29 protein-coding genes are annotated in these 26,094 nt (G+C 59.9%); 12 read left to right on the top strand and 17 right to left on the bottom strand.

Translation table 11 applies throughout. The annotated features are described in order from the left end of the window. Nucleotides 1–14 precede the first annotated feature (14 nt). Both ACXHRN_RS09960 and ACXHRN_RS09955 read left to right on the top strand, forming a co-directional pair. Nucleotides 15–1,001, top strand: a complete 987-nt coding sequence (locus ACXHRN_RS09960; protein WP_488641157.1) for a heparan-alpha-glucosaminide N-acetyltransferase — start codon at nt 15–17, stop codon at nt 999–1,001. Nucleotides 1,002–1,031: 30 nt separating this feature from the next. Continuing rightward, complete coding sequence (locus tag ACXHRN_RS09955) at nt 1,032–1,505, top strand: methyltransferase family protein (RefSeq protein WP_488641156.1); 474 nt, start codon at nt 1,032–1,034, stop codon at nt 1,503–1,505. Here the strand turns inward: ACXHRN_RS09955 and ACXHRN_RS09950 are convergent. The 3 genes from ACXHRN_RS09950 to mgtE form a co-directional block, all read right to left on the bottom strand. Further along, complete coding sequence (locus ACXHRN_RS09950; RefSeq protein WP_488641155.1) at nt 1,502–3,199, bottom strand: O-linked N-acetylglucosamine transferase, SPINDLY family protein; 1,698 nt, start codon at nt 3,197–3,199, stop codon at nt 1,502–1,504. The two genes, ACXHRN_RS09955 and ACXHRN_RS09950, sit on opposite strands and share 4 nt — an antisense overlap. Before the next feature lie 112 nt (nt 3,200–3,311). Further along, nucleotides 3,312–3,704 carry a MerR family transcriptional regulator gene (locus ACXHRN_RS09945; RefSeq protein ID WP_488641154.1) on the bottom strand — a complete coding sequence of 131 codons (393 nt, stop codon included), beginning with the start codon at nt 3,702–3,704 and terminating at the stop codon, nt 3,312–3,314. 59 nt (nt 3,705–3,763) lie between these two features. Beyond that, the gene (gene mgtE, locus ACXHRN_RS09940) at nt 3,764–5,167 is read right to left on the bottom strand and encodes a magnesium transporter (RefSeq protein WP_488641874.1); all 1,404 of its coding nucleotides are present in this window, start codon (nt 5,165–5,167) and stop codon (nt 3,764–3,766) included. Nucleotides 5,168–5,536: 369 nt separating this feature from the next. Here mgtE and ACXHRN_RS09935 point away from each other — a divergent pair, with 369 nt between their 5' ends. Genes ACXHRN_RS09935 through ACXHRN_RS09925 form a run of 3 tightly spaced genes read left to right on the top strand, consistent with a single transcriptional unit; the run spans nt 5,537 to nt 8,044 of the window. Continuing rightward, on the top strand, nt 5,537–6,079 hold the full coding sequence (locus ACXHRN_RS09935; protein WP_488641153.1) for a Spy/CpxP family protein refolding chaperone: 543 nt from the start codon (nt 5,537–5,539) through the stop codon (nt 6,077–6,079). 25 nt (nt 6,080–6,104) lie between these two features. After that, nucleotides 6,105–6,812: a response regulator gene (locus ACXHRN_RS09930; protein WP_488641152.1), complete on the top strand. Its 708-nt coding sequence runs from the start codon at nt 6,105–6,107 to the stop codon at nt 6,810–6,812. Next, on the top strand, nt 6,809–8,044 hold the full coding sequence (locus ACXHRN_RS09925; RefSeq protein ID WP_488641151.1) for a sensor histidine kinase: 1,236 nt from the start codon (nt 6,809–6,811) through the stop codon (nt 8,042–8,044). Before ACXHRN_RS09930 ends, ACXHRN_RS09925 begins: the two co-directional genes overlap by 4 nt. A gap of 24 nt (nt 8,045–8,068) precedes the next feature. Here ACXHRN_RS09925 and ACXHRN_RS09920 read toward each other — a convergent pair whose 3' ends face one another. Together ACXHRN_RS09920 and ACXHRN_RS09915 are read right to left on the bottom strand one after the other, a co-directional pair. Then, nucleotides 8,069–8,773, bottom strand: coding sequence for a hypothetical protein (locus tag ACXHRN_RS09920; RefSeq protein ID WP_488641150.1), 705 nt, complete (start codon nt 8,771–8,773; stop codon nt 8,069–8,071). 101 nt (nt 8,774–8,874) lie between these two features. Beyond that, nucleotides 8,875–9,798 (bottom strand): DMT family transporter, encoded by a 924-nt coding sequence (locus tag ACXHRN_RS09915; protein WP_488641873.1) that lies wholly within the window; start codon nt 9,796–9,798, stop codon nt 8,875–8,877. 225 nt (nt 9,799–10,023) lie between these two features. Between ACXHRN_RS09915 and ACXHRN_RS09910 the strand changes: the two genes are divergently transcribed. From ACXHRN_RS09910 to ACXHRN_RS09880, 7 genes are all read left to right on the top strand, one after another. Then, nucleotides 10,024–11,151 carry an S-(hydroxymethyl)glutathione dehydrogenase/class III alcohol dehydrogenase gene (locus tag ACXHRN_RS09910; RefSeq protein ID WP_488641149.1) on the top strand — a complete coding sequence of 376 codons (1,128 nt, stop codon included), beginning with the start codon at nt 10,024–10,026 and terminating at the stop codon, nt 11,149–11,151. A 470-nt stretch (nt 11,152–11,621) separates the two neighbouring features. Beyond that, a complete protein-coding gene (locus ACXHRN_RS09905) occupies nt 11,622–12,530 on the top strand; it encodes a LysR family transcriptional regulator (protein ID WP_488641148.1) in 909 nt (302 codons plus the stop codon). A 255-nt stretch (nt 12,531–12,785) separates the two neighbouring features. Beyond that, nucleotides 12,786–13,946, top strand: coding sequence for an ABC transporter substrate-binding protein (locus ACXHRN_RS09900; protein WP_488641147.1), 1,161 nt, complete (start codon nt 12,786–12,788; stop codon nt 13,944–13,946). A gap of 270 nt (nt 13,947–14,216) precedes the next feature. Continuing rightward, nucleotides 14,217–15,218, top strand: a complete 1,002-nt coding sequence (locus ACXHRN_RS09895; protein ID WP_488641146.1) for an ABC transporter ATP-binding protein — start codon at nt 14,217–14,219, stop codon at nt 15,216–15,218. Beyond that, nucleotides 15,215–16,159, top strand: a complete 945-nt coding sequence (locus ACXHRN_RS09890; RefSeq protein ID WP_488641145.1) for an ABC transporter permease — start codon at nt 15,215–15,217, stop codon at nt 16,157–16,159. Before ACXHRN_RS09895 ends, ACXHRN_RS09890 begins: the two co-directional genes overlap by 4 nt. Then, nucleotides 16,149–16,964 carry an ABC transporter permease gene (locus ACXHRN_RS09885; RefSeq protein WP_488641144.1) on the top strand — a complete coding sequence of 272 codons (816 nt, stop codon included), beginning with the start codon at nt 16,149–16,151 and terminating at the stop codon, nt 16,962–16,964. The genes ACXHRN_RS09890 and ACXHRN_RS09885 overlap by 11 nt, the downstream gene beginning before the upstream one ends. 17 nt (nt 16,965–16,981) lie before the next feature. Then, entirely contained in the window at nt 16,982–18,406 is a 1,425-nt protein-coding gene (locus tag ACXHRN_RS09880) for a gamma-aminobutyraldehyde dehydrogenase (protein WP_488641143.1), read from the top strand. Nucleotides 18,407–18,462: 56 nt separating this feature from the next. On the opposite strand, the gene ACXHRN_RS09875 is transcribed toward ACXHRN_RS09880, so the two are convergent. The 12 genes from ACXHRN_RS09875 to rpsE all read right to left on the bottom strand — a co-directional run bounded on the left by ACXHRN_RS09875 (nt 18,463) and on the right by rpsE (nt 26,078). Continuing rightward, entirely contained in the window at nt 18,463–19,095 is a 633-nt protein-coding gene (locus ACXHRN_RS09875; protein WP_488641142.1) for a LysE family translocator, read from the bottom strand. 68 nt (nt 19,096–19,163) lie between these two features. Further along, nucleotides 19,164–19,685 (bottom strand): GNAT family N-acetyltransferase, encoded by a 522-nt coding sequence (locus ACXHRN_RS09870; protein ID WP_488641141.1) that lies wholly within the window; start codon nt 19,683–19,685, stop codon nt 19,164–19,166. Nucleotides 19,686–19,763: 78 nt separating this feature from the next. Further along, a complete protein-coding gene (rplQ, locus tag ACXHRN_RS09865; protein WP_488641140.1) occupies nt 19,764–20,186 on the bottom strand; it encodes a 50S ribosomal protein L17 in 423 nt (140 codons plus the stop codon). 118 nt (nt 20,187–20,304) lie between these two features. After that, nucleotides 20,305–21,315, bottom strand: coding sequence for a DNA-directed RNA polymerase subunit alpha (locus ACXHRN_RS09860; RefSeq protein ID WP_488641139.1), 1,011 nt, complete (start codon nt 21,313–21,315; stop codon nt 20,305–20,307). Nucleotides 21,316–21,403: 88 nt separating this feature from the next. Next, complete coding sequence (rpsK, locus tag ACXHRN_RS09855; RefSeq protein WP_488641872.1) at nt 21,404–21,793, bottom strand: 30S ribosomal protein S11; 390 nt, start codon at nt 21,791–21,793, stop codon at nt 21,404–21,406. Nucleotides 21,794–21,991: 198 nt separating this feature from the next. Further along, complete coding sequence (rpsM, locus tag ACXHRN_RS09850) at nt 21,992–22,360, bottom strand: 30S ribosomal protein S13 (protein ID WP_488641138.1); 369 nt, start codon at nt 22,358–22,360, stop codon at nt 21,992–21,994. Nucleotides 22,361–22,418: 58 nt separating this feature from the next. Continuing rightward, nucleotides 22,419–22,595: a hypothetical protein gene (locus tag ACXHRN_RS09845; protein WP_488641137.1), complete on the bottom strand. Its 177-nt coding sequence runs from the start codon at nt 22,593–22,595 to the stop codon at nt 22,419–22,421. Further along, on the bottom strand, nt 22,592–23,242 hold the full coding sequence (locus ACXHRN_RS09840; RefSeq protein ID WP_488641136.1) for an adenylate kinase: 651 nt from the start codon (nt 23,240–23,242) through the stop codon (nt 22,592–22,594). The genes ACXHRN_RS09845 and ACXHRN_RS09840 overlap by 4 nt, the downstream gene beginning before the upstream one ends. Next, nucleotides 23,242–24,579: a preprotein translocase subunit SecY gene (gene secY / locus ACXHRN_RS09835; RefSeq protein WP_488641135.1), complete on the bottom strand. Its 1,338-nt coding sequence runs from the start codon at nt 24,577–24,579 to the stop codon at nt 23,242–23,244. Before secY ends, ACXHRN_RS09840 begins: the two co-directional genes overlap by 1 nt. A 217-nt stretch (nt 24,580–24,796) precedes the next feature. Next, nucleotides 24,797–25,267, bottom strand: a complete 471-nt coding sequence (rplO, locus tag ACXHRN_RS09830; RefSeq protein ID WP_488641134.1) for a 50S ribosomal protein L15 — start codon at nt 25,265–25,267, stop codon at nt 24,797–24,799. 16 nt (nt 25,268–25,283) lie between these two features. Next, nucleotides 25,284–25,490, bottom strand: coding sequence for a 50S ribosomal protein L30 (rpmD, locus tag ACXHRN_RS09825; RefSeq protein WP_488641133.1), 207 nt, complete (start codon nt 25,488–25,490; stop codon nt 25,284–25,286). 12 nt (nt 25,491–25,502) lie between these two features. Then, nucleotides 25,503–26,078, bottom strand: a complete 576-nt coding sequence (gene rpsE / locus ACXHRN_RS09820) for a 30S ribosomal protein S5 (RefSeq protein WP_488641132.1) — start codon at nt 26,076–26,078, stop codon at nt 25,503–25,505. Nucleotides 26,079–26,094: the final 16 nt, after the last annotated feature.

The raw sequence follows: 26,094 nt of genomic DNA, 5'->3' as shown, positions 1-26,094 counted from the left end.
GGCGAGGCCGCCCAATGACTTCGGCTGACGCGGTCCAACAGCAGATATCAACTACTCACAAGCCGGCACGTTTCCAGTGGCTGGATGTGCTGCGCGGCGCCGCGCTGCTTGCCATGGCAAGCTATCACTTCATGTGGGATCTCGCCGATTTCGATTATCTGGCGTCGGACTTTCCGTCCACCGGCTTTCCAAGGATCTATGCCCGCGCCATTGCCTCAACGTTCCTGTTCCTGGCCGGCTTTTCGCTGGTACTGGCGCACGGCAACGGCATCCGCTGGAAGAGTTTTGGCATCCGCTTCGCCAAGATCGCGGCTGCGGCCGCTCTGGTGACGGTGGGAACTTATTTCGCCATGCCGCGCGGTTTCATCTTCTTTGGCATCCTGCATGAGATCGCGCTCGCAAGTTTGATCGGGCTTCTATTTTTGAGGGCGCCTGCTCTCCTCACCGCTGCCGTGGCTGTGATTCTCATCGCGGTGCCGCAGTTCTATCGCTTCGAAGCCCTGAACGATCCGTGGTTCTGGTGGATCGGCCTCAGCACCCAAACCAAGATCTCCTTCGACTACGTGCCGGTATTCCCCTGGCTCGGACCGTTTCTGCTCGGCATGGCCGCTTCGCGGTTTGCCGGCCCTTGGCTGGCCCTGCGACAAAATAGTCTGGGGATAAGTACGACAAATCCGGTGAAAACCGCTTTGACCTTCCTCGGCCGTCACAGTCTCGTCTTCTATCTGATTCATCAGCCCATACTGATTGCGATGCTCTATGTGTTCTCATTGGTCGTACCCGCCCCAAAGGTGGATCCCGGCCCTCAATACATCGAGAGTTGCGCCCGAACCTGCAGTGCCAACCAGAGTCCTGAATTCTGTAGCCGCTTCTGCTCATGTACCCTGGAACAGCTGCGAGCCGGTGACCTGCTCGAGCCGCTCCAGTCCGGCGCAATCTCGGTGGACAATGATGAGCGCCTCAGTGGAATCGCAATGCAGTGTACAGCGCAGTCCGAGTAATCGGGCTCGAACAGAGGCCGAAGCGTACCCATGAATGCCTATCGCAGCAGACCCTTGAAATATCCCTGGCCCTCGACGCTGTACGTGTTCGCCCTGCTGGCCGCATTCGGCCTACAGAAGGTCTTTCCGCTGGAAATCATGCAAGGCGGGCGCTTCTGGCTGCAGTTTGGCGGCGGCCTGCTTTTCACATTCGGCCTAGTGCTGATCGTCTGGGCGCTGAAGACGCTGCTGCAACACCGCACATCGATATTGTCGACCCGTTCGACCAGCCATCTGGTGACATCAGGGCCGTTCCACCTGACCCGCAATCCCGTCTATCTCGGCTACACGCTGGTTATCCTGGCGCTTGGCATGCTGACGGGTTGCGCATGGACGATCGCTGCCTCGATCCTGACGGCTGCAGTCATCCACCTCTACGTGATCCGCCGCGAGGAAAAGCATCTCCTGGCACGCTTCGGCTTCGATTTCGAACGCTACTGCCGCCGCACGCGAGCATGGATTTAGCGCCTGAACGGCGTATCTCTCTGTGCTAGCGCGGTAATATGCAGATGGTCTGGCTCGTCGCCGTTGCGGCAGCGCATCGCCATCGCCGCGAATGCAGCTTCCAGATGGCGGGTGAAGCGCTCCGTATCGAAGAGCGGCGCGAGGAAACGTCGTTCAAGCAGTTTGCGCCGGACGTTTGCAAGCGTCTGCGGCTCCCGTGCCAGCTTGACCGCCATAGCGACGTAATCGTCCACAGTCTCGGCAACAAGCTCCGGCAATCCAACCGCGTTCAACAGGCTCTCGGAGACACGCGACGCGAAGTGGGTGCCCCTCACCGTAACAACTGGCAAACCGGCCCATAGTTTGTCCGACGTCGTCGTGTGGCCGTTGTAAGGAAAGGTATCGAGCCCAATAGACGCCGCCTGCAGCCGCGAAATGTGAGCATCCTGACCAGTGCTGGAAGCAAAGACGACGCGCTCGGCGCCGACACCGGCCTTGCCGGCATGAGCGAGCAGATTGGTTTGCGCCGCAGGGTCCTTGCACATCATCCACAACACGCTTTCAGGGACTTGGTTAAGGATGCGCATCCAAGCATCAAACACCTGCGGGGCAATCTTGCGAACGGCATTGAAGGAAGCGAAGACAATCTTGTCGGCAGGCAGATCGAGATCTGTACGCCGCGTCGGTGGCGGCAGCGGTCGATAGACATTGTCATTCGGTTGATAGCATTCCGGCAGCCGGCACAGCTTCTCATGATAAAACGGCTTGCTGGAATCCGGCGTGACGACCTGGTCACCGATCACATAGTCACAGTCGATACCCGTACCGCTGCCGGGGAAACCCAAAAACGCGGCCTGGACCGGGGCCAGTCCGAGATTGACAAGATTGCTCCTGCTTTCGAGCGTGTGGCCCTTCAAATCCACCAGCAGATCGAGCTGATGGCTTCGGATCAACTCTGCGGCCGCCGCGTCGTCGAGATGGCCGATCTCGATGATGTTTTTCTGCGCTGCACGAAAACCCTGGTCGATGCGCACAAGGTCGGGCGCCGTGTAGCAGAAAAGCCGAATGTCGAGCTTGTCGCTATCGTGAAGTTCCAGGACACTTCTGAACAGCACCATTGTTGCGTGATAGGTGGAAAAATCGTTGGAGAGATAGCCGACCCGGATCTTGCCTTCCGGTGGCGGTAGCCTGCGGCGTTGCGCACGGCTCTCCGGTGTGAATGCCTTGACAGCCGGATCGAAGATCGCCGCGTTGATCTTTTCGTCCGGGCACCAGCTGACGTTATCCAACGGCAGTTCAGATAAGATTGCGAAGGGATCATTGGCCCTGAGGGCGGCAAGCATCTGTCGATTGCTCGCCTTGAGTTCGTCGAACATAAGATAATATGGAAGATAGTGCCGGCGGAACCGCGTGGCCAACAGGTGATGCGGATCGGCCAAGAGCAGATGCTTTGCAGCTTCCAGCTTCGCCAGCGTGTCCGTCGAAAGAGCAAATGCCAGTTCAAGCAGCTGCTTTTTCGGCGGGTCCCCGGCAAGCGCCGCCCGCAAGAACAATGGTGCTGCCTTGTCGGCCTGCTTCTGCTTGTAGTAGCTCTGCGCGACGACCAGGGGTCCAGTCTCGGAATCCGCCGGCAAGCCATCGGGCTCGCGCTCATAGAGGTCGATCACTGCCTGGAAATTGCCGGATCGGTATTCATCGATGAGAGCTTGAAACATCTGGCGGCATCAAGCCCTTCACTGCGGCACCTCACCGGCGCGATTCGTCTTGCAGGGCCGATTATACAATGCACGCGTCTGGCGACAATGCCGAGGCAGGTAGAAGCGCGGCTTAGGTGCTGACGCCGATTTCCGCCAGGCGGTTGAGGCACGCCTCCTCGATATTGTCGAGTTCGTCGATTGTCTCGTCGATATCCTTGCGCTTCTGGCGCAGGTCGTTGCGCTTCTCGTCCACCCGCTTCATCAGGATGTTCAACTGCCCGACTTCGCCCGGCGGTTCGCTATAGACGTGGATGATTTCGCGAATCTCGGCGATGGTGAAGCCGATGCGCCGGCCGCGCAAGATCTGCGCGATCAGGTGGCGGTCTGCCGGACGATACATGCGCGTGCGGCCACGACGCTCAGGATGGATCAGCCCCTCATCCTCGTAAAAGCGCAATGTACGCGTCGAAATATCGAATTCGCGCGTTAGCTCCGTAATGCTATAATATTTGGTCACAGCCATCCGCCGATTGATTTGAAGTCGGCATTTTATTGACTTTTACGTCAAAGTCAATTTTGCACTCAATGCAGTACTCCAAACCACAAAGTAGCCAGGCCAAGGAAGCCGAAAAACCCAGTCATGTCGGTGACCATGGTCACAAAGACCGATGAGGCGACCGCCGGGTCGGCGCCGAATCGGTTGAGCAGCAGTGGCACGAAGTTGCCGGCGAGCGCTGCGGCCATGAAATTGATGAACAGCGCCAGGCCGATCACGATGCCTAGGTGATAGTCGTGATACATGAAGCCTGCGACAAGGCCCACCATACAGGCGAACATCAGCCCATTGGTCGCGCCGACCCCCAGTTCGCGGCGAATGATCCGCCCGGCGTTATAGATATCAAGGTCGCGTGTCGCCAGGGCGCGCACCGTAACTGTCATGGTCTGGGTGCCGGCATTGCCGCCCATCGAGGCGACGATCGGCATCAGCACCGCGAGCGCCACCATCTCCTGGATCGTGGCCCCAAAAAGCCCGATCACGGTCGAGGACATGAAGGCCGTGCCGAGATTGATGAACAGCCACAGGAAGCGTGAGCGCACCGTGGACATGACATTGTCCGACAGCTCTTCGTCGCCGACGCCGGCGAGGCGCTTGATGTCTTCTTCCGCCTCTTCATGGATGACGTCGACGACATCGTCGATGGTGAGCACGCCGACCAGCCGGCCGTTCTCGTCAACCACGGCGGCGGACAGAAGGTCGTATTGCTGGAAGAGCTGGGCGGCCTCTTCCTGGTCCATCTCGGCCGGGACCGGATGGTTGGTCTCCCGCATAATGTCTTCGACCTTGGTGCCGCGCTGCGAGCGCAGCAGCCGGTCAAGATCGACAACGCCCATCAGCTTGAATGTCGGGTCGATGACGAAAATCTGGGTAAAGCTCTCGGGAAGGTCCTGGTCCTCGCGCATGTAGTCGATGCACTGACCGATCGTCCAGAACGGCGGCACGGCGACGAATTCCGACTGCATGCGCCGGCCGGCGGAGCTTTCCGGATACTCGAGAGCCCGGCGCAGACGCACTCGCTCCGTAAACGGCAGCTTGGCAAGAATTTCTTCCTGGTCTTCCTTGTCGAGATCTTCGAGAATGTAGACGGCGTCGTCGGAATCCAGATCTCCGATCGCCGCGGCGATCTCGTCGTTGGGGATCTGTTCGACGATCTCGAGGCGGATCGCCTCATCGACTTCGGTCAGCGCGGCAAGATCGAAATCGTCACCCAAGAGATGGATGAGCGCCATGCGCTGTTCGGGCAAGATGGCTTCAAGCACATCGCCCAGTTCGGAAATGTGCAGGCGGCCGACATTTTTGCGCAGGAAGATGACATCGCGGTCGGCGATCGCAGCCGCGACCATGACAAGAAAATCGTGCCGCACCGAACCGTCTTCGGTGTAGATATCGGAAAGCTCTGCTTTCTCATCCAGTACGGGGGCTTCCATGACGTCGTCTTCGCTATCTTTTTCCATAGCTAAGCCCCTATCCTGAAATGTCTTGCCTGTGGCGCCTCCCGCTTCTACGGGATATTCGTCAAGGCATGGTTACATGAGCGATTTCTCTTTCCGGCCGAATTCTCCGGCCGCCATGGTGCTAGAACAATTCCGCCCGCCGGTCCACCAAAAACAGGTGCGGGTTTCCGATTTGGCTCGATCCTCATTAAATCAAGCAAATCAAGCGGCTGCGAAGCGTTCCTGAATCGAAAAGCGCGGTCGGTTCAAACTTTACGTTTCTTCACATTCGGGAAAAACCACGGCAACAGAGCCCATCTATCTTGCCCTCATCCAACACGTTCCAAAAGGAAAGATACGGATATGAGCAATAACGAAAACGACTTCCCCGAGAACGGCCGAGACGACTTCACGATCAAGCCCGCTCCGGTCAAGAAAGCCGGTATGGGCCGCAAGCTGATCATCGGCGCTGTCGCCGCCGTCGTGGTGATTGGTGCAGGCGCCGCCGCCTTTGCGGATGGCGACATGAGTCCCGGCCACTGGCGCGGCAAGTTCATGCGCGGCTTCATGGAATATCGCATCGACCAGGTTTTGACGGATGTCGGCGCCTCCGCCGATCAGAAAGACAAGATCAAGGCGCTCTTCAAGACCACCATGGAAAGCGTGCGTCCCGACCACGGCGACCGCAAGGAAATGCGTGCCGAAGTGATCAAGCTTCTCGAAGCGCCGACCATCGACCGCAACGCCATCGAGGCACTGCGGGCCAAGCATGTCGCCGAGATCGACGCCAAGTCGAAAACCATTGCCAAGGCAGTGGGCGATGCTGCAGAACTCCTGACACCCGAACAGCGCAAGAAGCTGGTCGAGGAGCTGGACGATTTCGGCCCCGGACACGACGGCCCGTAATCTCTGTTAGCGAAGGAACGCGTGCATGGCGGCTGACATCCTGATCATCGATGATGACACGAGACTATCGGCCATGCTTGCAGAGTATCTCAAATCCGCCGGCTACCAGGTCCGGGCTGCCCCCAGCGGTGACCGAGGATTGCAGGAGATCGCCCGCAAGGCGCCCGATGCAGTCATTCTCGATGTCATGCTGCCGGACTTCGACGGGTTTGAGGTCTGTCGTCGCATCAGGGCATCAACCATGCTCCCCGTCCTGATGCTGACGGCGCGCGGCGACGAGACGGATCGCGTTGTAGGCCTGGAGCTGGGTGCAGATGACTATCTGCCCAAGCCTTTCAGCCCACGCGAGCTCGCCGCGCGCCTTAAAGCTATCCTCAGGCGCACGCAATTGACCGCGCCGCCTACCTCCGTCCTTCGCTTCGGCACGCTCGAGATCGACCGAGACCAGCGCACCGTGTCGCTCGACGGCACCGAGGCGACGCTGACCGGCTACCAATTCGACCTGCTGATCACGCTTGCGGAAAATGCCGGCCGGGTGCTGAGCCGCGACCGGTTGATGGAGCTCACCAAGGGCGACCAGTTGGAAGCCTTCGATCGCTCGATCGATGTGCATATTTCCCGCATCCGGGCCGCAATCGAGGCTGATCCACGCCATCCCCGCCGCATCATCACCCTGCGTGGCGCAGGCTACCTGTTTGCCCGCAATCAGGATGAGGGGTCGCAGTCGACATGATCCGCTCCCGCCTGTACCTGCAGATCTATGTCACCCTGCTCGTCAGCCTGGCGTTGGTGGCCCTGACCTTGTCGCTGCTGGCCATGATGGGCCGCTTCGACAGCAAGGGCCCGTTTGAGGATCGCGTCGAACGCTTTGCAGCCGCAATGTTCGACCCCGGCATGACGCGCGATGACCGGCAGCACATGATCAACAGGCTCTCGCTCGGCCTCGATGCCGACGTCGCCATCTTCGACCAGCAAGGACGCTTCGTTCAGGGCGCCGGCAATCCCATCAGCTCGCCAGACGAAGTCGGCCCACGTTTCCGGGCCTGGAGTGCGACCCTTCCGGGCGGAGAGCGCATCGTCGCGCTTGTGCGCCGGGAAATGGGGCCGCGCCGCAGCCATCTGGTTTTCGTCTTCCTGATCATCGCCGCCGTCATCGGCATCGCAGCCTACCCGGTCGTCCGCTATCTGACGCGCAGGCTGGACGCGCTTCGCGACGGCATGGAACGCTGGGGCGGAGGCGACCTCTCGGTGCGAGCCCGAGTGGCCGGCCGCGACGAGATCGCCACCGTCGCACGCACCTTCAACACTGCGGCAGACCGCATCCAGGCGCTGGTCGACTCACAGAAAAGCCTACTGGCAAACGCCAGCCACGAGTTGCGTTCACCCTTGGCGCGGCTGCGCATGGCCACCGAGCTCTATGAGGTGAATCAAAGTGAGAACAACAAGAACGAAATCGTCAGAAACCTCGCCGAACTTGATGATCTGGTTGAGGAAATCCTGCTGAAGAGCCGCCTCGGCAGCGATCAGCCCTATGTCCTGGATCAACCAGTGAACCTGCTTGCTCTCGCCGCCGAAGAGGCTGCGAGCGCCGGCGCCAACGTCGAAGGCAGCGACACTGTCGTCCGCGGCAATGAGAAGCTCATCCGCAGGATGATGCGTAATCTCGTGCAGAATGCCGCGCGGCACGGAAAGCCACCCATCGACGTGACGCTTATGGAACAGGCCGGTTTTGTCGAAATCCGTGTCCGCGACCATGGCAAAGGCTTGCGGCACGAGGATATGGCTAGCGTCTTCGAACCATTCTTCCGGCCCGTAGGCCGCAGCGAATCGGATGGCGGCTGGGGATTGGGTTTGGCGCTCGTGGCGGAAATTGCCCGCCTGCACAAAGGCCGCGCCTATGCCGAGGAACCGGATGGCGAAGGCGCCTGCTTCGTAGTTGAGGTGCCGATAGTGAAAACGGCCTGAATCATTCAGGCCGGCCTGAACCCGTCAGGCCGCTTCGTAATCATTGCTGTCGGAAGACACCATCTTCAACCACGGCTCAGCCGAAGCATGGCCATCCTGGTCGCGCACCGCGACCGACTTGATCAGGTAATACCAGGCGGGGTGATTGATCTCGTCGCGGACGATGGCGTCGATCGCCTCGATAACCGCGATTTCGCTGCTATAGAGCACCATTTTGCCGTTATGCACGGAGCCGCGCAGGATCCGGTAGATGAAATCGATATCGCATTGGGAAATGCCCACCCGCTTGGCCATGCGGCGGTCGGAATAGACGCCCTTGCCCGTCTGCATTGCCAACCGCAATTGATCGAGCGCCAGCACAGTCAGCACATCGGGCACGTCGACGGCCATTTCCATCGCGTGCAACAGCAGTTCCAGTTCGGCCTGCGTGCAGATCACGCCGTCTCTCGACAAGTTCTCGATCAGGAAACCGGCATTGGACGTGTCGAGCGCGCCGCGTGGATCGGTGCGCGCGACGACGAAAGCCGCGACAGCTTCTACGAACCAAGTGTCCCATTCGCGAGTGGTCTCAGCGGCGGACTTGTGAACAGCGATCAACTGGGCTGCGTCATCGAGGAACTGCAGGCCCTGGGGAAACATGTGTCTGCGCAATAACATGACGTCATCGGCGGTCAACCGATGCTTGCCGGCGATTGCGGATGCCGGATATGTGAGGGTGCGTGCGAACATCGGCTGGCTCCGGCTTCGTCATGAAACCAGCATGCAGCATGACCGAGAACTGTTAAACCTCGGCAAAAAGAAAGGGTTAAGCACAAATAAATCGCCACATCCTAATGGACTGCGGCAGTCGCCCGGCGCTCGCGCCAGATAATGAACAGGCCGGATCCAACGATGATCACCACGCCCAGCCATTTCGAGGCGGTCGGGAAATCGCCGAACAGCAGAAAGCCGAGAATGGTCGCCGAGATGATCTCGAAATACTGGAACGGCGCCAGAATCGACACAGGCGCCAGCCGGAAGGCGCGAACCACCAGCAGGTGACCATAGCCGGACAAGGCACCCAGCACCACCAATAGCGCCAAAGTGAAGCCGGAGTTCGGCAGCGCCATCGCAAAGTCCGCATTGCCCATCCGGTCGCCGATAAACAGCGCAACACCCATGAACAGCGTACCCCCGACGCCCGAAATCGTCTGCATCGTCAGCGGCGCATCGGCGTCACCGATCGCGCGGTTCAGGAACAGATAGAGCGCAAACAGAAACGCGCAAGCCACCGGCAGCAGCGATGTCAGCCCAAACAGCGCAAAACTCGGCTGAATGACGATCATCGCGCCGCCAAAGCCGATGACGATCGCCAGCCAACGCCGCCAGCCGACCTTCTCGCCGAGGAACACAGCCGACAAGGCCGTCAGCATGAAGGGTTCGACGAAATAGATCGCAAACACATCGGCAAGCGGCATATATTTGACCGCAGTAAAGAACAACAGCGTTGCAGCCGCATGCAACACGCCCCGCAGCAGGTTCATCCATGGGCGCTTCGCCCGGAACGCACCAGCGCCGGCCACGGTCAACAGCAACGGCACGGTCAGCACCATCTGGAAGAAGAAGCGATAAAACGTCACCTGCCCCGGCGACATCGCATGGAACGTCGACATGTATTTGGCAATCGCATCCATGCAGGGCAGGATGGTCATCGCGACAGCCATGATGACGAGGCCTCTGATGAGATGAGGATGCGGATTGGCAGCTTCGGTCATGGGACTCAATGTGTCGATTTTTCCACAATCGTCATTAGAGCAGCAGGCCCGTTGGTGATAGCGGTTTTCTATCGAGGCTGGCGGCAGTCGCTTCGCAGTCGGACCAGTTTTTGAATGGCCATGCCGCATTTGGCTATTGTCGGAACAATCTGCTGCATGCCATTGTGCGCTCAATCAAAAAACCAATCGCACAAACCGACAAGAAACGAACTGGAGGATTATCCAATGGATGTTCGCGCCGCTGTTGCCGTACAGGCCGGCAAACCGCTTGAGATCATGACTGTGCAGCTCGAAGGCCCCCGCGCCGGCGAAGTGCTGATCGAAGTCAAGGCCACCGGCATCTGCCATACCGACGATTTCACCCTGTCTGGCGCCGATCCCGAAGGCCTGTTTCCGGCCATTCTCGGCCATGAAGGCGCGGGCATCGTCGTCGATGTCGGCCCGGGCGTAACGTCCGTCAAGAAGGGCGACCACGTCATTCCGCTCTACACGCCGGAATGCCGCTCCTGCCCGTCCTGCCTCAGCCGCAAGACCAACCTCTGCACCGCGATTCGCTCCACCCAGGGCCAGGGCGTCATGCCCGATGGCACGAGCCGCTTCTCGATCGGCAAGGACAAAATCCACCATTACATGGGCTGCTCGACCTTCGCCCAGTTCACGGTGCTGCCCGAAATCGCCGTCGCCAAGGTGCGCGAAGACGCGCCTTTCGACAAGATCTGCTATATCGGCTGCGGCGTCACCACCGGCATCGGCGCGGTCATCAACACAGCAAAGGTCGAGATCGGCGCCACCGCCATCGTCTTCGGCCTCGGTGGCATCGGCCTCAATGTTCTTCAGGGCCTGCGTCTTGCCGGTGCCGACATGATCATCGGCGTCGACATCAACAACGACCGCAAGTCCTGGGGTGAACGCTTTGGAATGACTCACTTTGTCAATCCGAAGGAAGTCGAAGGCGACATCGTCGCTCATCTCGTCAACATGACCAAGCGGGGAGCCGACCAGATCGGCGGCGCCGACTACACGTTCGATTGCACCGGCAACACCAAGGTTATGCGCCAGGCACTCGAATCCTCGCATCGTGGCTGGGGCAAGTCGGTCATCATCGGCGTTGCCGGCGCCGGCCAGGAAATCTCCACCCGCCCCTTCCAGCTGGTCACCGGCCGCACCTGGATGGGCACCGCCTTTGGCGGCGCGCGTGGCCGCACCGATGTGCCGAAGATCGTCGACTGGTACATGGACGGGAAAATCCAGATCGACCCGATGATCACCCACACGATGCCGCTCGAAGACATCAACAAGGGCTTCGAGATGATGCACAAGGGCGAAAGCATCCGCGGCGTCGTCGTGTACTAAGCCTATATCGACAACCGAATTTGCAGATCGCCGGGCCTCGCCCGGCGTTTTGTTTTCCGCTGTGACATTCCTGCGCTTGCATCCAATGGGAATTTCAACCATCAAGCAGCGCTGACAACAACCAACCACAGGAGGCAACCATGTCACGCAAGCGCAAGCACCTCCACGATGTGAGCTTTTGAGGTCACGTCCAAGCGACGCAAGTCCTTCCCATCCGAAACACGCGTAAAGGCTGGCGACCAAATGGTGCGCGGATCGGTGGAACTCATCGAAAAACTCGGGCGCAACGACCCCTGCCCCTGCGGTGCATGGAGGCGGTTTCAAGAACTGCTGCATGCAATCCGGCGAGTTTGATGGTTCGCTCAGGGACCACTACTTTTAGAGAGAGGTAAGCACATGAGGCCGGATCGGCGGTTCAGCCGGCCAGCCTCGCTTGCCAATCCCGCCCCTCCCATGCCATCACTCCGCACATGGCCTTCACGCTCCGTCAGCTTCAATATTTCATCGCCGTTGCCGAACAGGGCACGGTGAGCGGTGCTGCGCAGGCGCTCAGCATCTCGCAATCCTCGATCACCGAGGCCGTCAAGGAGCTTGAGAGCGATCTCGGCGTCTCGCTGTTCGAGCGGCACTCGCGTGGCCTGACGATCACCCACAACGGCCACCAGTTTCTCAGGCACGCCACAAACATTCTCGCCTCGGTCTCTGATGCAAGACGCACCTTCACCGACAAGAAGGATGAGATGGCTGGATCGCTCAATCTCGGCGTGACCTCGCTGGTTGCCGGTTATGTGCTTTCGGACCTGCTGCGCCGCTACCGCCGCGCTTATCCCGCCGTCGATGTCAGCGCCATCGAGGACAATGGCTCCTATCTCGAACACCTGTTGATCGGCGGCGAGCTCGACATCGCCGTGATGACCATCTCCAACCTGCGCGACCGCATGGCGCTGCAGGCCGAGATCATCGAGACCTCGCCCTATCGCCTGTGGCTGCCGATGGGGCACCCGCTCGGCAGCGCCGATATCATCTCGGTCAAGGATATCGCCCGCGAGCCGCTGATCATGCTGACCGTGGATGAAATCGAGGAGAATACCGGCAAGCTGATGACAGCGCTGGGCGCCAAGCCGCATGTCGCCTTTCGCACCCGCTCGGTGGAAGCAGTCCGCAGCCTCGTGGCCACCGGCGCGGGCGTGGCCCTGCTGCCCGACCTCGTGTACCGCCCGTGGTCGCTGGAAGGTGACCGCATCGAAAGCCGCGACGTGTCCGGCGCCCTGCCCGTCGTCCAGGTCGGGCTGGTCTGGCGGCGCGGCTCGTCTCTTCCCGCCTCGGCCAAGGAATTTCTGCGCATGACCGAAACGGCGCGAGGCGTGAGGGACCGATAGACTAGCCCCTCATCCGGCTGCCGCCACCTTCTCCCCGTTTTGACGGGGAGAAGGGACTCGCGGCGAACTCGAAGTAGATTCCCTCGCCCCGCCTGCGGGGAGAGGTCGGAGCAACTTTGTTGCTCCCGGGGTGAGGGGCAAACTTCGATGATATCGGAAATTCCGATATCACATTTCTGAATAAAGGATTTGCGAAAGCGGCAAAAGTTTGGCTTCATTGCATCCGGGAACAATTGCGAAAAAGGGAGCATCAATATGAAGACTATTCTGAAGTCCACGACCGCCCTCCTCATTGCCATGAATTTTGCCGGACAGGCTGTCTCCGCCGAAATGCTCAAGGCCATCGGGCCTGGCGAAGGCGAGGTTTCGATCGTCGCATGGGCCGGCTATGTCGAGCGCGGCGATAGCGACAAGGCTTATGACTGGGTCACATCGTTTGAAAAGGAAACCGGCTGCAAGGTTTCCGTCAAGACTGCAGCGACCTCCGACGAAATGGTCACGCTCATGAACCAGGGCGGCTTTGACCTCGTCACCGCCTCGGGCGACGCGTCGCTGCGCCTCGTGGCAGGCGGCAAGGTTGCGCCGATCAATGTCAACCTGATCAAGAGCTGGTCGACCGTCGATGATCGCCTCAAGGATGCCGCATGGCACACGGTCGATGGCGTGCATTACGGCACGCCCTACCAGTGGGGCCCCAACGTGCTGATGTACAATACCAAGGTTTTTGGCGACAAGGCGCCGACCAGCTGGAACGTCGTATTCGAGGAGCAGGACCTGCCGGACGGCAAGACCAACAAGGGTCGCGTCCAGGCCTTCGATGGCCCGATCTACATTGCCGACGCAGCACTGTATCTCAAGGCCAAGAAGCCGGAACTCGGCATCAAGGATCCCTATGAGCTCAACGAAGAGCAGTATGCCGCCGTGCTCGAATTGCTCAAGGGCCAGCGCTCGCTGATTGGCCGTTATTGGCACGACGCCATGGTGCAGATCGACGACTTCAAGAACGAAGGTGTCGTGGCTTCCAGCTCATGGCCGTTCCAAGTCAACCTGCTCGTCGCCGACAAGCAGCCTGTCGCGTCGACCTTCCCGGTCGAAGGTGCCACCGGCTGGGCCGACACGACGATGATGCATGTCGACGCCAAGCACCCCAATTGCGCTTACATGTGGATGGAGCATTCGCTTTCGCCCAAGGTGCAGGGTGATCTTGCCGCCTGGTTCGGCTCGGTGCCGGCCGTGCCGGCCGCCTGCAAGGGCGATGCACTGCTGACCGATACCGGTTGCGCCACCAACGGCTTCGATAACTTCGACAAGATCAGCTTCTGGAAGACTCCGGTCGCCAAATGCGCAAGCCAGGGCGAATGCGTGCCATACCATCGCTGGACGTCGGATTTCATCGCCGTGATGGGCGGGCAGTAAGTCGCGTGAGGGGTGACCCCGAAGGCTACCCCTCACCAAGCGCGCCCAATGTGATCGGCTACGCCTCTCACGGGCTTGCTATCCTCTCCCACAAGGGGAGAGGCAGGGTGCCCCACGGCCAGACCTTCCATTTGGGCGAAACGGCGCCGCGAGTTTTTCCTCTCCCCTTGTGGGAGAGGATAGTTCGCCCCAAGAGGCGAAGCCGATTGGCTCGGCGAATTTGGTGAGGGGTATAGCCCCTGGACAAAATTCTATATTCGGAGAATCCCCATGGTTTCGGCAGTATCCTTCCGCGACGTGTCGCGCCATTTCGGCGATGTGAAGGCCGTCGACAAGGTCAATCTTGATATTGCCGAGGGTGAATTCTTCGCAATGCTCGGCCCGTCCGGCTCCGGCAAGACCACCTGCCTCCGGCTTGTTGCCGGCTTCGAGCAGCCGACTGGCGGCGCGATCGAGATTTTCGGCGAGAACGCCAATGGCGTGCCGCCCTGGAAGCGCAGCGTCAACACGGTCTTTCAGGACTACGCCCTCTTTCCGCATATGAGCATCCTCGACAACGTCGCCTACGGGCTGATGGTCAAGGGCGTGGAGAAGTCCACGCGCCGCACGGCCGCGGAAAAAGCGCTCGAACTCGTAGCACTCAGCGGCTATGGGCATCGCAAGACCGGCCAGCTCTCCGGCGGTCAGCGGCAGCGCGTGGCGCTAGCCCGCGCACTGGTCAACAAGCCCAAGGTGTTGCTGCTCGACGAGCCGCTCGGCGCGCTGGATCTCAAACTGCGCGAACAGATGCAGGAAGAATTGAAGACGCTGCAGAAGGCACTCGGCATCACCTTCATCTTCGTCACCCATGATCAGGGAGAGGCCCTGTCGATGGCCGACCGCGTCGCCGTGTTCAACGATGGTGGCATCGTCCAGTCGGGCTCGCCCGAAGATATCTATCAGCGGCCGGCCTCGAAATTCGTCGCCGATTTCGTCGGCTCTTCCAACATCCTGCCCCCCGATTTCACCGCTTCCCTCACCGGCAACCGCGTCTGGGCCAGCCTCAGGCCCGAAATGATCCACGGTGGCGAAGGCACGGCCGAAGACCTGACGGTGCGCGCCCGCCTGACCAACCGCAGCTTCCTTGGCTCGGTCACCCGCGTATCCCTCGACACCGGCACTGCCAAGCTGCATGCCAACTTGCCGGCCTCAAGCAATCTGCCTGCCGACGGCGAGAATATGTTCGTACACTTTTCGCGCGATGCCCTGCATGTCCTGGGTGACGCGGCATGACGACGGCGAACCTCACCACTCCGCCGCAGGAGGGGGCGCTATCGCGCCTCTCCGCCACTTTCTGGCGGCGGCCGAAGCTGCTGCTGGCACTGATGCTCGCCCCGCCGCTATTGTGGCTCGGCATCATCTATATCGGCTCACTTTTCGCGCTGCTGCTACAGAGCTTCTTCTCGATCGACGATTTCACCGGCCTGGTGAAATACCAGCTGACACTTGATACCTATGCGCAGCTGTTCCGATCGTCCAATCTCGACATCATCATTCGTACAGTGACGATGGCGGCGCTGGTGACCATCGCCTCCGCGATCATCGCCTTCCCCATCGCCTATTTCGCCGCCCGCTATGCCAAGGGGCGCTGGAAGGCGATGTTCTATCTCGGCGCGATGCTGCCGCTGTGGTCGAGCTATCTCGTCAAGATCTATGCCTGGAAGCTGATCCTCGCCAAGGAAGGCATCCTCAACTGGTTCTTCGGCAAGCTGCATCTCTCCTGGCTGCTCGACGCGTATCTGTCGATCCCGGTCATCGGCGGCAACTCGCTGTCCGTCAGTTCGACAGGTACGTTCCTCGTCTTCGTCTATATCTGGCTGCCCTATATGATCCTGCCGGTGCAGGCTGCACTCGAACGGGTGCCCGCGAACCTGATTGAGGCCTCCTACGATCTCGGCGGCGGCCCGGGCAAGACATTCCGCCACGTGCTCTTCCCGCTGGCGCTGCCGGGTATCATTGCCGGCTCGATCTTCACCTTTTCGCTGACGCTGGGCGACTATATCATTCCGGGCATCATCGGTTCGTCGCGGCTGTTCATCGGCCAGGCCGTGTATACCCAGCAGGGCACCGCCGGCAATGTGCCGCTCGCCGCCGCATTCTCGGTCGTGCCGATCATCATCATGGCGTTCTATCTTTGGGCGGCTAAGAAGAAGGGGGCATTCGATGCGCTCTGACAAGACCAACTCCGCCCCGCTCGCCCTAAAGATCGCTGCCGGCGCCGGCCTGATCTTCCTGCAACTGCCAATCCTGCTGATCTTCGTCTATGCGTTCACGACGGAAGAAAAGAGCTTCCAGTGGCCGCCACCGGGCTTTACATTGCAATGGTTCGGCCGTGCCTGGGATCGCCCCGACGTCTGGTCAGCGCTATCGCTGTCCGTACAGGTAGCCGCTATCGCCACGGCTGTCGCCCTGCTGCTCGGCACGCTCTGCGCCGCCGCCGTCGCCCGCGCCAGTTTCTTCGGCAAGGAGGCCATCTCGCTTCTGGTCATCCTGCCGATTGCGCTGCCCGGTATCGTCACCGGCATTGCCCTGCGCTCCGCCTTCGGCCTGATGGAGATCCCCTTCTCCTTCTGGACGATCGTGCTCGGCCACGCCACGTTCTGCGTCGTCGTGGTCTACAACAACGCGGTCGCGCGCTTCCGGCGGCTCTCCGGCTCGCTGGTTGAGGCGTCCTACGATCTCGGGGCCAACAGCTTCCAGACGTTCCGCTACATCATCCTGCCGAATATCGGCACGGCACTACTCGCCGGCGGTATGCTGGCCTTCGCGCTGTCGTTCGACGAGGTCATCGTCACGACCTTCACCGCCGGCCAGCAGCAGACGCTGCCGATCTGGATGCTGCAGGAGCTGATCCGGCCGCGCGAGCGACCCGTTACCAATGTCGTGGCCATGTTCGTGGTCATCGTGACATTCCTGCCCATTCTGGGCGCCTATTATCTGACCCGGGACGGCGCGGAAACCGCCGGCGCCGGCAAGTGAGCGAAGGGAGAATAACCATGGACACACAGATGCTGATCGGCGGCGCTTTTGAAGCCGGCACCGAGATGGAGGAGCAGATCCTCAACCCCAAGACCGGCGAGACCGTCGTCGCCATTCCGGAAGCCTCGACGGCACAGATCGACCGCGCCGTCGATGCCGCCGAAGCCGCGTTCACGACCTGGTCCGAAACAACGCCTGCCCAGCGCGCCGGCTATCTCCTGGCCATCGCCGATGCAATCGAGAAGGAAGCCGTGGGCTTTGCGACGCTCGAGGCGCTCAACTGCGGCAAGCCCATCAACGCGGCACTGAATGACGAGATCCCGGCGATTGCCGATTGCTTCCGGTTCTTTGCCGGCGCCATCCGCACACAGCACGGCCCGATCGCCGGAGAGTACCTCCCCGGCTTCACCTCGATGATCCGCCGCGATCCCGTCGGTATCATCGGCTCGATCGCCCCGTGGAATTATCCGCTGATGATGGCCGCGTGGAAACTGGCGCCCGCACTCGCCGGCGGCAACACCGTCGTCATCAAGCCGTCCGAACAGACGCCGCTGACGACGCTCAAGCTCGCCAAGGTTCTGGCCGACGTGCTGCCGGAAGGCGTAGTCAGCGTCGTGCTCGGCCGTGGCGAAACCACTGGCAATTACCTGATCAATCATCCCAAGATCAGCATGGTGTCGATCACCGGTGACATCGCCACCGGCAAGAAGGTGCTGGTTGCAGCCTCCAAGACCGTCAAGCGCACGCATCTCGAACTCGGCGGCAAGGCACCGGTCATCGTTTTCGGCGATGCCGATATCGATGCCACCGTCTCGGCGATCAAGACCTTCGGCTACTACAATGCCGGCCAGGATTGCACCGCCGCCTGCCGCATCTACGCGCACGAGAAAATCTACGACAAGTTCGTCGCCGACCTCGCGGCAGCCGTCTCGACCATCAAGTACAATCAGGCCGACGATACCGAAAACGAGATCGGCCCCTTGATCTCCAAGCGCCAGCGTGACCGCGTCTCGAGCTTCGTCGAGCGCGCCAGCGAACTCGGCCACATGCAGATCGCCGCCGGCGGCAAGATGGGCTCCGACAAGGGTTTCTTCTTCCAGCCGACCGTCGTCACCGGCGCCATGCAGGATGACGAGATCGTCCGCCGCGAAGTTTTTGGTCCGGTCGTATCGGTGACCAAGTTCTCCGATGACGCCGATGCCGTCACCTGGGCCAATGACAGCGACTACGGCCTCGCCTCCTCCGTCTGGACCAAGGACGTCTCCAAGGCGATGAAGGCGTCTGCCAAGCTGCGTTACGGCTGCACCTGGGTAAATACCCACTTCATGCTGACCAACGAGATGCCGCATGGAGGGTTGAAACAGTCCGGTTACGGCAAGGACATGTCAGCCTACGCGCTGGAGGACTACACCGTCGTCCGCCACGTGATGATCGCGCATTGAGCTGAGAAACTATCACCTGATATGAGCCCCGCTTCGGACATCCGCAGCGGGGCTTTTTAGTTCGTCGCCCGGCGGTAAAATGCCAGCGAGCCGGCAAGCAACAAAAGCGCCCCACCGCACACCCGGTCGAGCCACATTGCTCCCGATGTCTTCAACATCCGCACCGCTTGCGAACCGAGAAGCGCATAGAGCAGCATCACCAGAAAATCGATCGAGGCGAAGACAAGGGCGAGCGCCGCATATTGCTGAACCTGCGGTGCATCAGCGACGACGAATTGTGGCAGGAAGGCCGAGAAGAACAGATAGCCCTTTGGATTGGTGACGGCGACCAGAAGACTGCGGAGAAAGATCGCCAGCCGCGACGCCGAACCGCTCTCAGTGTTCCGCAACGCCTGGTCGAGCGTTCCCTTGGATCGCAGCATCATCACGCCCAGAAAGGCCAGATAGCCGACACCGACCCATTTGACGACCGAGAACCAGAATTCCGAGGCTGCAAGCAATGCGCCCAGCCCCAGCGCCACCGCACCGATCAAAATGAAATCCGACAGAACAGCGCCAATCATCCCATAGAGCGAACGCCGGACGCCGTGCCGCGAGCCATTGCTCAAGGCGAGCAATACCGTCGGCCCCGGAGTGGCGATGCCGATGAACGACACGACAGCGAATGTCAGAAGAATGAAGTGATCCATGCACGCCTCCCAGCCAAATCCCTGGCTCGGCATCATGCATAGCGACGACGACCTGGCAAGTCGGCCGATCAGCGCGGCAGCAAACGCTCGCACAGGATCAACGGATTGCCCTTATATGTCGCCTCGGCAAATTCCGAGAAGCCGAGCTTTGCGGCTAGACGCCTTGACACAACGTTCGAGTGATCGATCATGCAGACAGTGCGTTCCGCCGCCACGGTTCTATCAAACCATGCTGCCGCGGCCGTCATCGCCTCCTGTGCATAGCCCTTGCCACGATGCTCGGCCGTGATCTTCCACATGCCTTCCGGCGATATATCAAAGGCTGGTCCATGGCCGCGATGGAAGTAGGCAAAGCCGATCTCGCCACAGATCGTGTTAGACACACGATCCACGGCTACGAACGGCCCAAAACCGAATGTCGCCCAATGCCCGGTCCAGCGCAGGATCCGCGCCCAGACCTCTTCCTCGTTCAGCACCGGCAGGCGCGATGGTGCGCCGTCAGGCCCCGGCTCCTCCTGCCAAAGCGGCATATAGCCGAAAAGGTCATCCGTGTTCACCGGTCGCAGTAGCAGATGTTCGGTCTCGATCATCAGTGGACACCTTCCATGAACGCAAAAAAAGCCGGGCTCAACACCCGGCTTCTTCGTATTACAGTGCTGATGTCGCTATCAAGCGGCTTCGGCAGCCTTTTCAGCTTCAACGCGAACGAGGTCCGCAGAGCCCTTGGCAGAAACGTCGCGGTCAACGAATTCGATGACGGCGAGCGGGGCATTGTCGCCACGGCGGAAGCCGGCCTTCATGATGCGGAGGTAGCCGCCATGACGGTTGGCATAACGCGGTGCAATGGCTGCGAACAGCTTGGCAACCAGTTCGGCGCTACCGATCTGCGAGATCGCCTGGCGACGGGCATGAAGGTCACCCTTCTTGCCGAGCGTCACGAGCTTTTCGACGATCGGGCGGATTTCCTTTGCCTTCGGCAAGGTGGTGACAATCTGCTCATGCTCGATGAGCGAGGCTGCCATGTTTGCAAACATCGCCTTGCGATGGCTTGCGGTTCTATTGAGCTTGCGGCCGACCATACCATGGCGCATTGCTATTCTCCTTTAATCGCAGGTTACCCTAATCTTGTTTGGGCCTGCCGTTTCCTGGCACATGCAGATGAAAACCTGCTGTTTGACGGGGAAAGGCAGGAACCTGCCTTAACTATTGTTAGTACTGGTCTTCGTAGCGCTTGGCGAGTTCTTCGATGTTTTCCGGCGGCCAGGCGGGAACTTCCATACCAAGATGGAGGCCCATGGACGCGAGAACTTCCTTGATCTCGTTGAGCGACTTGCGGCCGAAATTCGGAGTACGAAGCATTTCGGCTTCGGTCTTCTGAATGAGGTCGCCGATATAGACGATATTGTCGTTCTTCAGGCAGTTGGCCGAACGGACCGAAAGTTCCAGTTCGTCCACCTTCTTGAGAAGCGCCGGGTTGAAGGCGAGTTCCGTAATGGTCTCTTCTTCGGTTTCCTTCTGCGGCTCGTCGAAGTTGACGAACACGGAGAGCTGGTCCTGAAGAATGCGGGCCGCAAAAGCGACTGCGTCTTCACCGGTGACCGAACCGTCGGTTTCGATGGTCATGGTCAGCTTGTCGTAGTCGAGAACCTGGCCTTCGCGGGTGTTTTCCACCTTGTAGGACACTTTCTTGACCGGCGAGAACAGGCTGTCGACCGGGATAAGGCCGATCGGAGCATCTTCCGAACGGTTACGGTCGGCAGGAACATAGCCCTTGCCATTCGACACGGTGAATTCCATGCGGATTTCCGCGCCCTCGTCGAGGGTGCAGATGACATGGCCCGGATTGAGGATTTCGATATCACCCACGGTCTGGATGTCGCCGGCCGTTACCTGGCCAGGACCCTGCTTGCGCACGACCATGCGCTTGGAGTCATCGCCGTCCATCTTGATGGCGATTTCCTTGATGTTGAGCACGATATCGGTCACGTCTTCGCGGACGCCCGGGATCGAGGAGAATTCATGCAGCACGCCATCGATCTGCACCGCGGTCACGGCAGCGCCGCGCAGCGAGGACAGAAGAATACGGCGAAGTGCATTGCCGAGCGTCAGGCCGAAGCCGCGCTCGAGAGGTTCTGCAACAAGCACGGCCTTGATACGGCTCGAGGAGGAAAATTCCACCTTGTTCGGCTTGATGAGTTCCTGCCAGTTTTTCTGAATCATGTGTTTTAAGCCTTCCATTCGCGCCACCATCCAATCGTGGCGATCGACATCGAGGAACGCCGGCCGGAGCCGGCGCGTGGATAAATGATCAGACGCGGCGCTTCTTGCGCGGACGGCAACCGTTGTGCGGGATCGGCGTCACGTCGCGGATCGACGTGATCGTGAAACCGGCAGCCTGGAGCGCGCGCAGAGCGGATTCACGACCCGAGCCCGGACCGCAAACTTCCACTTCGAGCTGCTTCATGCCGTGTTCCTGGGCCTTCTTGGCAGCGTCTTCAGCAGCCATCTGGGCAGCGAACGGGGTCGACTTGCGCGAACCCTTGAAGCCCTTGGAACCAGCCGAAGACCAGGCAATTGCATTGCCCTGTGCGTCGGTGATGGTGATCATGGTGTTGTTGAATGTCGAATTGACGTGAGCGACACCCGACGAAATATTCTTGCGTTCGCGACGGCGTACGCGTGCGGCTTCCTTGGCCATATGCTTTCCTTTCATTGATCTCTTCGCCGCCGTAATTCCAGCGGCTACACCGGGAAAGGTACATCGACCCCTGCCCTGTCATTCCAGCCACCGTTTCCGGAGGCTGCATTCCTTCGGATAGTTTTCACTATCCGAAACTAGCAAAAGAGGCCCGTGCCTGCGGCACCAGCCTCTTTTCATTCCGCTTTGAGACGGAAATTACTTCTTCTTGCCAGCAATCGCCTTTGCCGGACCCTTGCGGGTGCGGGCATTGGTGTGCGTGCGCTGACCGCGAACCGGCAGCGAGCGGCGATGACGAAGGCCACGGTAGGAACCGAGGTCCATCAGACGCTTGATGTTCATCGAGGTTTCACGACGCAGGTCGCCTTCAACCTGATAATCGCGGTCGATGGTTTCGCGGATCTGCAGAACTTCAGCATCCGTCAGCTGATGCACGCGACGCTCAGCCGGGATACCAGCCTTGTCGACGATTTCCTGTGCGAATTTCGGACCGATCCCGTGGATATACGTCAGAGCGATTACAACGCGCTTCTGAGTCGGGATGTTGACGCCAGCGATACGAGCCACGCCTGTTCTCCTTGCATTCCGCTTGCCATCCGGCAATCGGCTTTTCGTTACACAGCCGTCAAGCAGCTGCCTGTTTCATTTGTTCCGGTCGCTTCATGTCAAAAACGATCGGGCCGGTCTTCCCCTGCTTCCAGAAGAAATCCACGCCGATCGCATCATGTCTCGCGAGTTGGCGCGTCAATAGCGGAATCGCCCGTAAAAAGCAACTGTCCGCCAAAAGTTTTTTGATCGTCACAAGTTCTTAAGAATCGCTTCGATCGCCTGCGTTACTTCATCGATCTCGGCCATGCCGTCAACCGATTTGAGAAGTCCCTTGGCATGATAGTAGCCGATCAGGGGCGATGTCTCTTTGTAGTAGACCTGAAGCCGCGTCGCCACAGTCTCCGCATTGTCGTCGGGGCGCCGCTTGAATTCATGCGACCCGCACTTATCGCAGATGCCCTCGGCCTTCGGCTTGTGATTCCGGTCATGATAGCCCGCGCCACACTTGGCGCAGGTGTACCGGCCGGAAATACGATCGACGAGTACGGCGTCGTTCACCTGGAGTTCGACAACCACGTCAAGCTTGGTGCCCTTCGAGGCGAGCATCGTCTCAACGGCATCGGCCTGCACGAGTGTCCGAGGATAACCGTCGAGAATGAACCCCTTGGCGCAATCGGCAGCGTCGATTCGCTCGGAGACGATGGCGTTGACGATCTCGTCGGAGACCAGATTGCCGGCGTCCATCACTGCCTTCGCACGCTTGCCGACGTCAGTGCCCGCCTGGACCGCTGCGCGCAGCATATCGCCTGTGGATAGTTGCGGAATACCGTACTTCTCGACGATACGCTGAGCCTGGGTGCCCTTCCCCGCCCCCGGCGGCCCCAACAGAATTAATCGCATTATCCCCTCTTCCCTCCACGAAGTTTCGACTTCTTGATCAGTCCCTCATACTGCGTGGCAATCAGGTGACCCTGTATCTGTGCTACAGTATCAAGGGTGACGCTGACAACAATCAAAAGCGACGTACCACCAAGGTAGAACGGCACACCCGTCTGGGCGATCAGGATCTCAGGCAGAATGCAGACGATGATGAGGTAAGCGGCACCGATAACGGTGATGCGCGTCAGCACATAGTCAATATATTCAGCTGTCCGTTCGCCGGGACGAATGCCCGGAATGAAGCCGCCATGCTTCTTGAGGTTATCCGCGGTGTCCTTCGGATTGAAGACGATGGCGGTGTAGAAGAAGGCGAAGAAGGCAATCAGCGCGCCATACATCACCATGTACAGCGGCTGACCGTGACCGAGCGACGCGACGATGGTCGTTGCCCAATCCGGCAGGTTCGAATTGCCCGAGAAACCAGCCAGCGTTGCCGGCAGCAGCAAGAGCGAGGACGCGAAGATCGCCGGGATGACGCCCGAAGTGTTGAGCTTCAGCGGCAGGTGCGACGTATCGCCCTGGAACATCTTCTGGCCGACCTGTCGCTTCGGATACTGGATCAGCAGGCGCCGCTGGGCGCGCTCGAAGAACACGATCATGGCAATGGCAGCGATGGCGACAACGATGACCAGCAGGATGACGGCGGTCGAAAGCGCGCCAGTACGGCCAAGTTCGAGAGTGCCAGCGAGAGCATGTGGCAGAGCCGCGACGATACCGGCGAAGATGATCAGCGAAATACCGTTGCCGATGCCGCGCGATGTGATCTGTTCACCCAGCCACATCAGGAACATCGTGCCACCGAGCAGCGTAACCACGGTGGAAATACGGAAGAACCAGCCGGGATCGCCGACGATGCCCTGGCCCGCTTCCATCGAGACCGCGATCCCGTAGGCCTGCAGGGCACCGAGAATCACCGTGCCGTAGCGGGTGTACTGGTTGATCATCTTGCGGCCCTGCTCGCCCTCTTTCTTGAGCTGCTCGAGCGCAGGCACGACGGAGGTCATCAGCTGGACGATGATCGAGGCGGAAATGTAAGGCATGATGCCGAGCGCAAAGATCGCCATACGGCTGACCGCGCCACCGGAAAACATGTTGAACAGGCCAAGGATGCCGCCAGACTGGCCCTTGAAGGCGTTGGCGAAGGCTTCAGGATTGATTCCCGGCAGCGGGATATATGTGCCCAGGCGATAGACGAGCAGCGCGCCCAGGGTGAACCAGAGGCGCTTCTTCAGGTCTTCCGCTTTCGAAAAAGTTGAAAAACTCAGATTGGAAGCAAGTTGTTCCGCAGCAGAAGCCATGAATATCTCCGCAACACCAGATCCAGGAACCCTAATGGGTTCGGCTTGGTGGGTCAGTCCTGTCAGTTAAACCGGGAGCGGGCTGCAATACTGGGATTACGGCCTCACTTCTGGCGTCGAATGTCCGAAAACCGCAAGATACGGGTTCCCGGCGTGAGGCTCTCATATAGGAGCAAAAACGCCCGGTGTGAAGCACACCGGGCGTCTAATCTAAGGCTTATTCTGCAGCAGCAGAAAGAAGCTTTACCGAACCGCCGGCCTTTTCGATCTTCTCGACCGCGGTCTTGGAAGCACCGGCCACTTCGAGCGTGACCTTGGCCGTCAATTCGCCATCGGAGAGGACGCGAACGCCATCCTTGATGCGACGGATAACGCCGGCAGCCTTGAGGGCGGCGGCATCGATCGTCTGCTTCGGATCGAGCTTCTTGGCATCGACAGCTGCCTGGATACGGGCAACGGAGACAACCACGAAGTCGTCCTTGAAGATGTTGTTGAAGCCGCGCTTCGGCAGGCGACGGTAGATAGGCATCTGGCCGCCTTCGAAGCCGTTGATGGCTACACCCGAACGTGCCTTCTGACCCTTGACGCCGCGGCCGCCGGTCTTGCCGGAGCCCGAGCCGATACCACGGCCGACGCGCTTGCGGTTCTTGGTAGAACCTTCATTGTCCTTGATTTCATTCAGTTTCATTGTCGTCTCTCCCGTCTCACTTGCCGTCGACGACACGAACCAGATGTCCGACAGCGGCAATCATGCCACGGACAGACGGCGTGTCTTCGAGCGTACGGACGCGATGCATCTTGTTGAGGCCGAGACCGATCAGCGTTTCGCGCTGCTTGGACGGACGGCGGATCGGCGAACCGATCTGTTCAACGGTGACGGTGTTCTTCTTCGCTTCAGCTTTCTTGGCCATTATCTCGGCTCCTTATTCTTCAGCGGCATTGCCGGCACCGCTCTGCGAGCGGCGAGCCTGAAGCGTGGCGTATTTGATACCGCGCTGGGCTGCAATGTCCTTCGGATGAACCTGGTTCTTGAGCGCGTCAAACGTCGCGCGAACCATGTTGTAGGGGTTCGAGGAACCGGTCGACTTGGCAACGACGTCATGGACGCCGAGCGTTTCGAACACGGCGCGCATCGGGCCACCTGCAATGATACCGGTACCGGCCGGAGCCGAACGCAGCAGAACCTTGCCGGCGCCGTGACGGCCCGGAACGTCGTGATGCAGTGTACGACCATCGCGCAGCGGCACGAAGATCAGATCGCGCTTGGCAGCTTCAGTTGCCTTGCGGATGGCTTCCGGCACTTCACGAGCCTTGCCATGACCAAAGCCAACGCGGCCCTTCTGGTCGCCAACGACGACGAGTGCTGCGAAACCGAAGCGACGGCCGCCCTTGACGACTTTCGCGACGCGGTTGATTGCTACGAGCTTGTCGACGAATTCGCTATCGCGTTCTTCGCGGCCCTGACGGTCTTCGCGCGAAGACCTCTTTTCCTGTGCCATTGTCCTTTTCCTTTTT

Source organism: Shinella sp. OV683 (genome assembly GCF_057787725.1).
The sequence above is the reverse complement of the archived record's forward strand: the minus strand, read 5'-3'. Positions and strand labels throughout refer to the sequence as shown.

Bases quoted from the DNA above. Each gene is read 5' to 3' on its own strand.
- ACXHRN_RS09950 (WP_488641155.1), bottom strand. From the start codon at position 3,199: ATGTTTCAAGCTCTCATCGATGAATACCGATCCGGCAATTTCCAGGCA.
- ACXHRN_RS09915 (WP_488641873.1), bottom strand. From the start codon at position 9,798: ATGACCGAAGCTGCCAATCCGCATCCTCATCTCATCAGAGGCCTCGTC.
- rpmD (WP_488641133.1), bottom strand. From the start codon at position 25,490: ATGGCCAAGAAAGCTGAAGCGAAGAAGAACACCGTCACCGTTGAACAG.
- ACXHRN_RS09890 (WP_488641145.1), top strand. From the start codon at position 15,215: ATGACGACGGCGAACCTCACCACTCCGCCGCAGGAGGGGGCGCTATCG.
- ACXHRN_RS09905 (WP_488641148.1), top strand. From the start codon at position 11,622: ATGGCCTTCACGCTCCGTCAGCTTCAATATTTCATCGCCGTTGCCGAA.
- rpsE (WP_488641132.1), bottom strand. From the start codon at position 26,078: ATGGCACAGGAAAAGAGGTCTTCGCGCGAAGACCGTCAGGGCCGCGAA.
- ACXHRN_RS09900 (WP_488641147.1), top strand. From the start codon at position 12,786: ATGAAGACTATTCTGAAGTCCACGACCGCCCTCCTCATTGCCATGAAT.
- ACXHRN_RS09875 (WP_488641142.1), bottom strand. From the start codon at position 19,095: ATGGATCACTTCATTCTTCTGACATTCGCTGTCGTGTCGTTCATCGGC.
- ACXHRN_RS09960 (WP_488641157.1), top strand. From the start codon at position 15: ATGACTTCGGCTGACGCGGTCCAACAGCAGATATCAACTACTCACAAG.
- rpsK (WP_488641872.1), bottom strand. From the start codon at position 21,793: ATGGCCAAGGAAGCCGCACGCGTACGCCGTCGCGAACGCAAGAATATT.
- ACXHRN_RS09920 (WP_488641150.1), bottom strand. From the start codon at position 8,773: ATGTTCGCACGCACCCTCACATATCCGGCATCCGCAATCGCCGGCAAG.
- ACXHRN_RS09955 (WP_488641156.1), top strand. From the start codon at position 1,032: ATGAATGCCTATCGCAGCAGACCCTTGAAATATCCCTGGCCCTCGACG.
- ACXHRN_RS09935 (WP_488641153.1), top strand. From the start codon at position 5,537: ATGAGCAATAACGAAAACGACTTCCCCGAGAACGGCCGAGACGACTTC.
- ACXHRN_RS09925 (WP_488641151.1), top strand. From the start codon at position 6,809: ATGATCCGCTCCCGCCTGTACCTGCAGATCTATGTCACCCTGCTCGTC.
- rplO (WP_488641134.1), bottom strand. From the start codon at position 25,267: ATGAAACTGAATGAAATCAAGGACAATGAAGGTTCTACCAAGAACCGC.
- ACXHRN_RS09895 (WP_488641146.1), top strand. From the start codon at position 14,217: ATGGTTTCGGCAGTATCCTTCCGCGACGTGTCGCGCCATTTCGGCGAT.
- ACXHRN_RS09840 (WP_488641136.1), bottom strand. From the start codon at position 23,242: ATGCGATTAATTCTGTTGGGGCCGCCGGGGGCGGGGAAGGGCACCCAG.
- ACXHRN_RS09860 (WP_488641139.1), bottom strand. From the start codon at position 21,315: ATGATTCAGAAAAACTGGCAGGAACTCATCAAGCCGAACAAGGTGGAA.
- ACXHRN_RS09910 (WP_488641149.1), top strand. From the start codon at position 10,024: ATGGATGTTCGCGCCGCTGTTGCCGTACAGGCCGGCAAACCGCTTGAG.
- ACXHRN_RS09945 (WP_488641154.1), bottom strand. From the start codon at position 3,704: ATGGCTGTGACCAAATATTATAGCATTACGGAGCTAACGCGCGAATTC.
- ACXHRN_RS09880 (WP_488641143.1), top strand. From the start codon at position 16,982: ATGGACACACAGATGCTGATCGGCGGCGCTTTTGAAGCCGGCACCGAG.
- mgtE (WP_488641874.1), bottom strand. From the start codon at position 5,167: ATGGAAGCCCCCGTACTGGATGAGAAAGCAGAGCTTTCCGATATCTAC.
- rplQ (WP_488641140.1), bottom strand. From the start codon at position 20,186: ATGCGCCATGGTATGGTCGGCCGCAAGCTCAATAGAACCGCAAGCCAT.
- ACXHRN_RS09885 (WP_488641144.1), top strand. From the start codon at position 16,149: ATGCGCTCTGACAAGACCAACTCCGCCCCGCTCGCCCTAAAGATCGCT.
- ACXHRN_RS09930 (WP_488641152.1), top strand. From the start codon at position 6,105: ATGGCGGCTGACATCCTGATCATCGATGATGACACGAGACTATCGGCC.
- secY (WP_488641135.1), bottom strand. From the start codon at position 24,579: ATGGCTTCTGCTGCGGAACAACTTGCTTCCAATCTGAGTTTTTCAACT.
- ACXHRN_RS09870 (WP_488641141.1), bottom strand. From the start codon at position 19,685: ATGATCGAGACCGAACATCTGCTACTGCGACCGGTGAACACGGATGAC.